The 9,532-nt window shown below is 72.2% G+C and carries 7 protein-coding genes and 3 pseudogenes; 6 read left to right on the top strand and 4 right to left on the bottom strand.

The window, feature by feature from the left end; genetic code table 11:
- Positions 1 to 148: pseudogene (locus ACWBNA_RS20485) on the bottom strand (esterase); the annotation flags it as partial.
- A 159-nt stretch (positions 149 to 307) separates the two neighbouring features.
- On the opposite strand from ACWBNA_RS20485, the gene ACWBNA_RS20480 reads away from it, so the two are divergent.
- A complete protein-coding gene (locus ACWBNA_RS20480; RefSeq protein ID WP_482705868.1) occupies positions 308 to 790 on the top strand; it encodes a MarR family winged helix-turn-helix transcriptional regulator in 483 nt (160 codons plus the stop codon).
- A 34-nt stretch (positions 791 to 824) separates the two neighbouring features.
- Here ACWBNA_RS20480 and ACWBNA_RS20475 read toward each other — a convergent pair whose 3' ends face one another.
- The 3 genes and pseudogenes from ACWBNA_RS20475 to ACWBNA_RS20465 form a co-directional block, all read right to left on the bottom strand.
- A complete protein-coding gene (locus ACWBNA_RS20475) occupies positions 825 to 1,847 on the bottom strand; it encodes an ABC transporter permease (RefSeq protein WP_482705867.1) in 1,023 nt (340 codons plus the stop codon).
- A 493-nt stretch (positions 1,848 to 2,340) separates the two neighbouring features.
- Positions 2,341 to 3,288 (bottom strand): annotated as a pseudogene (locus ACWBNA_RS20470) (ABC transporter permease); the annotation flags it as partial.
- Positions 3,289 to 3,386: 98 nt separating this feature from the next.
- Positions 3,387 to 4,094, bottom strand: a complete 708-nt coding sequence (locus tag ACWBNA_RS20465) for an ABC transporter ATP-binding protein (protein WP_482705866.1) — start codon at positions 4,092 to 4,094, stop codon at positions 3,387 to 3,389.
- Positions 4,095 to 4,198: 104 nt separating this feature from the next.
- Between ACWBNA_RS20465 and ACWBNA_RS20460 the strand changes: the two genes are divergently transcribed.
- From ACWBNA_RS20460 to ACWBNA_RS20440, 5 genes and pseudogenes are all read left to right on the top strand, one after another.
- Entirely contained in the window at positions 4,199 to 5,092 is an 894-nt protein-coding gene (locus ACWBNA_RS20460) for a sensor histidine kinase (RefSeq protein ID WP_482705865.1), read from the top strand.
- Entirely contained in the window at positions 5,089 to 5,772 is a 684-nt protein-coding gene (locus ACWBNA_RS20455; RefSeq protein ID WP_482705864.1) for a response regulator, read from the top strand. The genes ACWBNA_RS20460 and ACWBNA_RS20455 overlap by 4 nt, the downstream gene beginning before the upstream one ends.
- 49 nt (positions 5,773 to 5,821) lie before the next feature.
- Positions 5,822 to 7,543, top strand: coding sequence for an acyltransferase (locus ACWBNA_RS20450; RefSeq protein ID WP_482705863.1), 1,722 nt, complete (start codon positions 5,822 to 5,824; stop codon positions 7,541 to 7,543).
- Between the two features lie 195 nt (positions 7,544 to 7,738).
- Complete coding sequence (locus tag ACWBNA_RS20445) at positions 7,739 to 8,821, top strand: NAD-dependent epimerase/dehydratase family protein (protein ID WP_482705862.1); 1,083 nt, start codon at positions 7,739 to 7,741, stop codon at positions 8,819 to 8,821.
- A gap of 289 nt (positions 8,822 to 9,110) precedes the next feature.
- A pseudogene (locus ACWBNA_RS20440) lies at positions 9,111 to 9,532 on the top strand (hypothetical protein); the annotation flags it as partial.

Genomic DNA, 9,532 nt, shown 5'->3' with positions numbered 1-9,532 from the left:
TCTCGGGCTTGTCGATCTCGCCGGACTGCACCTCGTCGACCGCCTTGCGGCCCTCGGCGGGCGCGAGGTCGAAGAGGTATGGCGGGTTCGCGGTCGCCTCGACGAAGGACTGGGCGGCGGGCTCCAGGACCGGGCGGGTCTCTGTCATGACGATCTCCTCGGATCAGGTGCCGTGGTCAGGCTCCGGCGGGGGGATCCCGGTCCGGAGCTGCGGCACACATGGAGAGTAGCGCTCGATTCAGTCGTGCACAACTAATTAGGAGTCGATAGTATCGAGTGGACTTCAACGGTAGGGTGGTGCGAACAGATGACCAGCACAGAAACCAGGAGCCGATCCGTGAGCACAGCCCCCGAACCGGCCGAAGGGTCGCTGCTCCTGGACGACCAGCTCTGCTTCGCCCTGTACGCCGCCTCCCGCGCGGTCACCGCCCGCTACCGGCCGCTGCTGGACGAGCTGGGCCTGACCTATCCCCAGTACCTGGTCATGCTCGTGCTGTGGGAGCAGGACTCGATCTCGGTACGTGAGCTGGGCGCCTCGCTCCAGCTGGAGTCCAGCACGCTCTCGCCCCTGCTGAAGCGCCTGGAGGCGAACGGCCTGCTGCACCGCGAGCGGAGGGCGGACGACGAACGCTCGGTCGCCATCCGCCTCAGCGACGCCGGAGCCCGGCTCCGGGAACGCGCGGGTACGGTCCCCCTCGCCATCGGCGACGCCATGGGCCTGACCCCGGAGCAGGACGCCCTGGCCAAGCAACTGCTCCGCCTGCTCACCTCCAACGTCAGCGCCGACTGAGTCCACGAGGCGAAGGGCGGAGCAGTCGTAGGTCTCACTCGTTGTGCAGCACCTCGGCGACCGTCAGCCGTGCCGCTCTGCGCGCCGGGACGTACGCGCCCAGGACGGCGATCGCCACGCCGGCCGGGGCCAGGGCGAGCAGCGCGGGTGCCTGCCACACGTCCGTCATGTACGAGGGCAGGGTGATGTCCACGGCGTCCGCCATCCGCGGGACGACCAGCTCGTGGCCGAGCATGCCCAGCGGCATGCCGACCACGGTTCCGAGGGCGCCGAGTACCGCCATCGAGGTCACCGTCATCGCCGTGACCTGCCGTGGCGTCATGCCGATGGACTTGAGCATGCCCAGGTCGCGGCGGCGGTCGCGGGTGTTGAGGACGACCGTGTTGAAGACGCCGAGGGAGGCGACCACGGCGAGCATCACGGTGAGGACCGACGCCGAGCCGACGATGGTCTGCGTGACGGTGTTGGCGCCGACCGGGTCCGGTCTGATCCCGGCGTCCGCGGCCCGGGCCGCGCGGGCGTAGGCGGCCGGGTCCGCTCCCTCGCGGAGTTTGACGTGGTAGGCGATGGGCTTCTCCTGGGGGGCCAGGGCGGTCAGCGTCGACTGGTCGGTGACGACGAGTCGACGGTCGTTGTGCATGTACTCCCCCACGATCGCCAGTGTCTCGTGCCGGTCACCCTTCTCCAGACGGACGCGGTCGCCGACCCGCAGGTCGTTGTGGCGCAGGAAGGCCGAGCCGGCGACGATCTCGCCGCTCCGGCGCATCCACCGGCCGTCGGTCAGGACGCTGTCCAGCTGTGGCCGGTCGCCCCGGCGGCCTTCGAGCATCACCTTTTGCGCGGAACCGGCCATGCGCACCTCGACGTCCGCCCTCGCGGTGACCTCGTCGGCGCCGGGCAGGGACCGCAGCAGCGACCGGAGCTCGGGGTCGGAGTGCGTCGGCGGGATCTCCTTGCCGTCCTTGTACGTGCCGACGTACACCGTGACCTGGAAGGCGTCGCGGCCCGCCTCGCCGAATCTCGTCATCGACGTGGCCAGGCCGGTCGCGAACGTCACGGTGGTCACGCCCAGGACCACCGCGGCGAGGGTGAGGGCACTGCGCCCGGGCCGGGCGAACGGCAGGCCGACACCCAGGCTCACCGAGCGCGGCAGCCTGCTGCCNCAGCGACCGGAGCTCGGGGTCGGAGTGCGTCGGCGGGATCTCCTTGCCGTCCTTGTACGTGCCGACGTACACCGTGACCTGGAAGGCGTCGCGGCCCGCCTCGCCGAATCTCGTCATCGACGTGGCCAGGCCGGTCGCGAACGTCACGGTGGTCACGCCCAGGACCACCGCGGCGAGGGTGAGGGCACTGCGCCCGGGCCGGGCGAACGGCAGGCCGACACCCAGGCTCACCGAGCGCGGCAGCCTGCTGCCGGCCAGCCGCCGCTGGATGCCCAGGGCTCGCCCGGCGCGCGGGGCGCTGCCCGCCATGATCGCCCGCGCCGCGGGCAGCCGGTGGGCGCGCGCCGCCGGGGCGAGGGCTGCGAGGAGGCACACGGCGGGCATGCCGAGCAGGGCGACGACGTTCACCCAGGGCGCGATGCCCACGCTGTCGTGGAACACCCCGGCGTCCGGCCCCATGAAGACGAACTCGAAGAGAGGGCGGGCCACGAGGTTGCCGGCGACGGTGCCGAGGACACAGCCGGCGACCGCGGGGACGGAGATCATCGTGAGGTACACGGCGAGCACCTGTCCCGGGGTGAAGCCGAGGGCCTTGAGGATGCCGATGTGCCGGAAGCCGGAGATCACCGCGCCGCTGACGACGTTGGCGACGATGAGCACCGCCACGACGATGCCGAGGATGCCGAAGGCCATCAGGTAGGGCGTGAACGCGCGGGCCGAACCGCCGATCTGCTGCTTGAGGGTGAGGTACGACTGCGAGGCGGTCAGCGCGCCCTGCGGCAGCCCGTCGGTGACGGCGGCCAGGCTCGCGCGGAGCCGGTCCTGCGAGGAGGCGTCCGTGAAGCGGAAGAGCATCTGCGTGGTGGTGGGGTGCAGGGCCGCGATCTGCTCGGGGGCGACCCAGGCGTCCGCGGTCCGGCCGAGGTCGAAGGCGAACCCGACGACGGTGAGGTCCGGACCCGAGGGCACCCGGAGCTTCTTGCCGAGGTCGTCCGCGGTCCAGTCGGGCTGCCGGCTCAGGACGACCTCGCCCGGCCCGGTGGCCCAGCGGCCCGCCCACAGGTCCAGCCGGTCCACCGGGCCCGCCGGGTCGTCGCGGCCCACGACGGTGAGCTCGCTGCCGAGGCCGAAGTCCATGGTCTCGCGCGGCAGTTCGAGCGCGGCCTGGGCGAAGGGCCCGGCGGCGGCCTCGACGTCGGGCCGCCGGGCCGCACGCACCAGCTCCGCGTCCGAGACCCTGGAGGGATCGAAGGCGGCGGTGACATGCGCGCCGCGCTGCTTGCCGAAGGCCCTGTCGAAGGGTGCGGAGGCCGCGTCGACCAGGCCGAGCGCCACCACGATCGATGCCGTCGAGGTCAGCGTGACCAGGGCGATGACGAGGGTCTGGAGTCTGCGCCGCCGCACCGCCGCGCGGGCTGCCCGCCACACCGCCCTCACGCGGACGGCTCCAGGGTGTGCTCGCCGGTCACCCGGCCGTCGGCGAACTCGACCAGCCGGCTGGCGCAACGCCGGGCGAGGTGCTCGTCGTGGGTCACCAGGATCAGCGTCTGGCCGATCTGGTTGAGGTCGAGCAGCAGGTCCATCACCTGCTCGCCGGCCCGGCTGTCCAGGGCGCCGGTCGGCTCGTCGGCCAGCAGCAGGGCCGGACGGTTCATCAACGCCCTGGCTACGGCGACGCGTTGCCGCTCGCCGCCGCTGAGCACCGCCGGGTAGGCGTTGCGGCGGTCCGCGATGCCGAGTTCGTCGAAGAGCTCCGAGGCGCGGCGGCGTGCCTGCCGGGCCGGGGCGCCGGTCAGCTGCGCGGCCAGCGCCACGTTGTCGAGCGCCGACAGGTCGTCGACGAGGTTGAAGAACTGGAAGATCATGCCGATGCGGCGCCGTCGGTACAGGGCGAGGCCCTTCTCGCTCAACTCCCCCACGTTCTCGCCGTGGACGACGACCGTGCCGCCGGTCGGCCGGTCCAACCCGGCGATCATGTTGAGGAAGGTGGACTTGCCGCACCCCGAGGGCCCCATCACGGCGACCGCCTCCCCCGCCCGGATCTCCAGCGACACCCCGTCCAGCGCGGTCGTCTCGCCGTACTCCTTGCGCACACCGTCGAGCCGTACGACGGCCTCTCCCCTGGTCTCCTCAGTGATCATGCGGAAAACGCTACGGAGGGCACGGCGGCCTGAACATCCCTCCACGGATGGCAGAACGCCCCGGCGCTCATCCTGGAGATGCAGGTCCCTGTATCCACAGGCTGATGCGGATCCCGTGGCGGTCTGCCAAGGTGATGCCCGTGTGGGACGGGGAGACGAACGCGCTGATGGCGGCGCTGGGGATGGCGTGCGCGGCGGCCGTCGGGCTGGCGGTGGCGCTGTGGCGTACGCAGCGCCGGTGGCAGGCGGCCGTCGGGGAGCGCGGCTGGCTGCTGGAGCGGGAGCGGGAGAGTGCCGCGCGGTCCGCGGTCGTGGCCGAACGGGACCGTATCGCCCGGGAGTTGCACGACATCGTCAGCCACAACGTCAGCCTGATGGTGGTGCAGGCCGGGGCGGCCCGCGAGGTGCTGGGCACGATGCCGGACGAGGCCGCGGCGGCGCTGCGGGCGGTGGAGGAGGCGGGACGCGGTGCGATGACCGATCTACGGCATCTGCTGGGGCTGTTGGCGCCGTCGGCGAGTGGCGAGGACGTGGATCCCGGCCCCGTCGGCGACGGCGGCGACTCGGTGGAGCTGGCTCCGCAGCCCGGCCTCGACCGGCTCGGCCCGCTCGTCGACCGGGTCTCCTTCGCCGGGCTGCCCGTGGAGGTGCGGATCTCGGGTGAGCCGCGCCCGCTGCCGCCGGGGATCGACGTGACCGCGTACCGGATCGTCCAGGAGGCTCTGACCAACGCGCTCAGACACGGCGACGGAGGAAAGGCCGAGGTCACCGTGCGGTACGCGGACCACGCGCTGCGCGTGGAGGTGCTGAACACCGGCCCGAGCGTCCTGACCGGTGCCGCGCCCGCGCGGACGGCACCCCCGCACCGGGACGGCACCGGACGCGGACTGCTCGGCCTGCGCGAGCGGGTCGCGGTCTACGGCGGAGACCTGGACGCCCGGCGCCGGCTCGGCGGCGGCTACCGGGTCCGGGCGCGCATCCCCCTGGACCGCCCGTGACGACGGCTGGGCGGACGCCCCGCGTACTCATCGCCGACGACCAGAACCTGATCCGTACCGGCTTCCGGCTGATCCTGAACGCGCGGGGCATCGAGGTGGTCGGCGAGGCGGCCGACGGCGCCGAGGCGGTGGCGATGGCCCGCGAACTGAAGCCGAACGTGGTGCTGATGGACATCCGCATGCCGAACATGGACGGCCTGGAGGCCACCCGCCGCATCCTGGAACACGCCCCGGACTGCCGGGTCCTGATGCTGACCACCTTCGACCTGGACCGCTACGTCTACACCGCCCTGTCGGTCGGGGCCAGCGGCTTCCTCCTGAAGGACGTCACGCCGGAACACCTGGCGGCGGCCGTACGGCTGGTCGACACCGGCGACGCCCTGCTGGCTCCGTCCATCACCCGGCGCCTGGTGGAGCGCTTCGCCTCCCACGGCGACCGTCCGGGCGTCGCGGCCACGGATCTCGCCGCCCTGACACCCCGCGAGCTGGAGGTGCTGACGCTGATGGGCCGCGGCCTGTCCAACACCGAGCTCGCCGCCGAACTGACGCTGAGCGAGGCCACGGTGAAGTCCCACGTGGCCCGCATCTTCGCCAAGCTGGCGCTGCGCGACCGCGCCCAGGCCGTCGTCCTGGCGTATGAGACGGGGCTGGTCAGGGCGGGCGGGCTGCCTGACCGGTGAGACTCACGGGCCCTTCCGGTGAGGTTTCGGGAGGCTTAGCGTACGGCCCATGGATCACCGGGAGCCGTCCGTACGGCACTTCGACCACTGCCCCTGGCTGTTCGCCGAGAAGGCGACCGAGGAGCAGCATCTCGCCCAGCGGGAACGGCAGCGGGCGATCGACGGGGACGTCGAGATCGGCGAGCGCTGCTACGTGGCCGAGTCGGCGGCGGTGTTCCCGGACCGGCTGCGGCTCGGTGACGGCTCGTACATCGCCGCCCACGCCTACGTCACCGGGGAGTTGGCCACCGGCGATGACTGCACGCTGAATCCGTTCACCACCGTGCGAGGCGCCGTGGCCCTGGGCGAGGGGGTACGGATCGGGGCCCACACCTCGCTGCTCGGCTTCAACCACTCCATGGACCCCGACCGGCCGGTCCACCGGCAACCGCTCACCAGCCGGGGGATCAAGGTCGGGGACGACGTGTGGATCGGCTCGCACGTGGTCGTGGTGGACGGCGTGACCATCGGCGACCACTGTGTGATCGGCGCGGGAGCGGTCGTCACCAAGGACCTTCCGGCGTGGACGGTGGCCGCCGGGAATCCGGCACGTCCGATCCGTGACCGCCGGGACACCCCGCAGACCCCTGTGGGCGGCACGAGCGGCATGAGCGGCATGAGCGGCACGGATCTCAGCCGCTTCGCCGACACCGCCCGCGCCCAGGCTCCCGATCTGCTGGCCCGCTGCTGGGACGGCGACCGGTACGTCGACCGTCCCGGCGCCGCCCCCACGGTACGGGCGCACTGCGACGCCGTGGAGATCGCCGACCTGCTGCTGGACTGTGCCCCGGCGCAGTTGGCGGCCGACGAGCACATCGGGCGCCTGGCCGCGCTCCAGGATCCGGGAACCGGGTTGGTGCCCGAGTTCGGCGAGTCACCGCCGGAGCACGACTTCCCCCGCGAGGGAGCGGAGCTGTACCACGTCCTCTGCGTCGGCTACGCGCTGGACCTGCTGGGCGGGGACCTCCCCCGTCCGGTGCGCGGTGTACAGGAGATGACCGCCCCTCAACTGGTCGCCCGGCTCGAAGAGCTGCCCTGGGGAGACAACGCGTGGGGCGCCGGAGCCTGGATCGACTCCTGGGCCACGGCCGCCCACTGGAACCTGCGGCACCCTCAAGGCGGCGCTGCGGAGCCTGGAGCGCTGGAGGCGCTGTTCGGCTGGCTGCTCACCCGTGCCGACCCGTGGACGGGGATGTGGGGCGTCCCCTTGCCCGACGCCGGGCGGTTGCAGGTGGTCAACGGCTACTACCGGCTGACGCGCGGGTCGTTCGCCCAGTTCGCACTGCCCGTGCCGCACCCGGAGCGGGTCGTGGACGCCGTCCTGGACCACGCGCGGGACACCCGGTACTTCGGGGCGGGCCGGGAGAACGCCTGCAATGTGCTGGACGTCGCCCACCCGTTGTGGCTGTGCACACGGCAGCTCGGAACGGGCTCCGGGGCCGCCGGCTACCGCACCGCCGAGATCCGCGCCTGGGCCGAGCGGCAGTTGGCCCTCGCCCTCACTCGCTGGCGGGACGGCCGTGGCTTCGGTTTCGGGCCGGGCACGGCGGGCCCGGGCCCGGAACCGGGCCTCCAGGGCACCGAGATGTGGCTCGCCATCGTCTGGCTCCTGGCCGACCTGCTGGGCCGTTCCGACGAACTCGGCTACCGCCCCCGCGGCATCCACCGGCCCGAGGCGGCCCGGGGATGCGCGCGGGACCAGAGGCGCCCGGAACGAGGGGCGCGGCTCTGACGCCGGCGCCAGGGCGGAAGATCCCCGCGGACCCGACACGGCCCACCGGGACCACCGGAGCCACCGGAGCCACCGGAGCCACCGGAGCCACCGGAGCCACCGACAACGATCACAACTCGGCCATGGATGTTCCCTTCCGGAGGGGCATGCCCGACTCTGGCCGGGGGCACGGATCGCCGCGCCCCGGACGTACCGGTGACCGGCACTGAGGAGTGGGGCGTGGGCAAAGGCGGGGCGACGGTCGTCGCGGTGACCGGCGGCAGTGGTTTTGTCGGCAGTCATCTGGTCCGACGACTGTTGGAGCGTGGCTACGCGGTGCGCACCACCGTACGGAGCCTCGCGCACACGGTGAAGGTCCGGCCGCTGCGCGAGATGCAGGAGGAGTTTCCGGGCCGCCTCGACCTGTACGAGGCCGACCTGCTGCGCGAGGGCTCCTTCGACGACGCGATCCGCGGCTGCCGGGTGGTCTTCCATGTGGCGTCGCCGTTCTTCATGCCGGAGAAGATCAAGGACGGCCGGCGGGACATGGTGGACCCGGCCCTGCTCGGCACGCGCAACGTGCTGGCGAGCCTGCAGAGGACACCGACGGTCGAGCGACTGGTCTTCACGTCCACCGTCGGCGCGATCTTCGGTGACTACGCCGACGTCCTGGGCATGGACGACCAGGTGCTCTCGGAGAAGTACTTCAACACCACCAGCACGGTGCGGAACAACCCCTACCACTACGCGAAGACGGTCGCGGAGCGCGCGGCGTGGGAGGCGGAGGCGGCCCAGGACCGCTGGCGCATGGTCTCCGTCAACCCCGGCCTGATCCTGGGCCCTTCCCTCTCCCCCGCGTCGGAGTCCGGCAGCCTGTTCCTGCTGGAGGAACTGTTCAAGGGCTACTTCTTCTACGGCGCCCCGGACTTCGCCTTCACCACGGTGGACGTACGGGAGGTGGCCGACGCGCACATCGCGGCGGCCGAGAACCCCGATGCGAGCGGGCGCTACATCGTCGCGGCCGAGACGATGACGTCGTTCCACGACATGTCCCGCATCATCCGGGCGCACCACCCGCGTGCCCTGCGCCTGCCGCGCACCGCGCTCCCGCACTGGCCGGTGCGCGTCCTCGGCCCCGCCTTCGGCCTGACCCAGGACTACATCCGGGCGCACCTCGGCATCCGCTTCCGGGTGGACAACAGCAGGAGCGTGCACGAACTCGGTATCAACTACCGCCCGGTCGAACAGACGGTGCTCGACCACTACGAGGCCTGGCGTGGGCAGCGCGCGGCGGGCTGACCGCGCAACCGACCTCGTCGGCAACACGACGAAGGTCACAGTTACGTATCGGACATTTAACCCTTCAATCTTCACACCAGTCACACAAGTTGGTTAAGTTGGCCGCCTGACCGCACGACTTCCTCCGGCGAACCCCGCCGTGTCGCGCGTTTCTTGGTCGAGTCACCCCCTGACCGGATGATCCAACAGCCGCATCGGCAGCAGGAGTTCCGTCACAGGTTACGGAAGGAGTACGTCTTCCATGGCGCCGGAGCGAACCCCGCGACCCGGAGGGAACAACCTCCCGGGCATGCGCAACTCCGCACTCGCCACGGCGGCTCTCACCTCCGTGGCCCTGCTCTCCCAGACCGCGAGCGCCACTCCCGCGACCGGGGACGACGGACCGAGCCGCGAAGAGGTTCAGCAGCGGATCGACAACCTCTACGACCGGGCCGAGAACGACACCGGGACCTTCAACGCGACCCGCGCGGCCGCGAGCCCCCGCCCACGCGCCGGTTCGCCCGCCGACACCGGGCGGGGGGCCACGGGTCCGGTCACCGACGGCGGTCGCGGACGCGCCGACGCCGGGACCGACAAGGCGCCGCGCGGGCAGGCCGATCCCGCCATCGGCGACGTCGCCCGGCAGTGGTTCGAGGTGGCGCGCGCCAAGCTGGGTCCGACCGTCCCGGCAGCCCTGCCGGCCGAACGGAGGCAGGCCCGGCCGGCCGCCGC

The organism is Streptomyces sp. Q2 (assembly GCF_056820935.1).
Note: the sequence above shows the minus strand (reverse complement) of the source record. Positions and strands in the feature narration are given on the sequence as shown.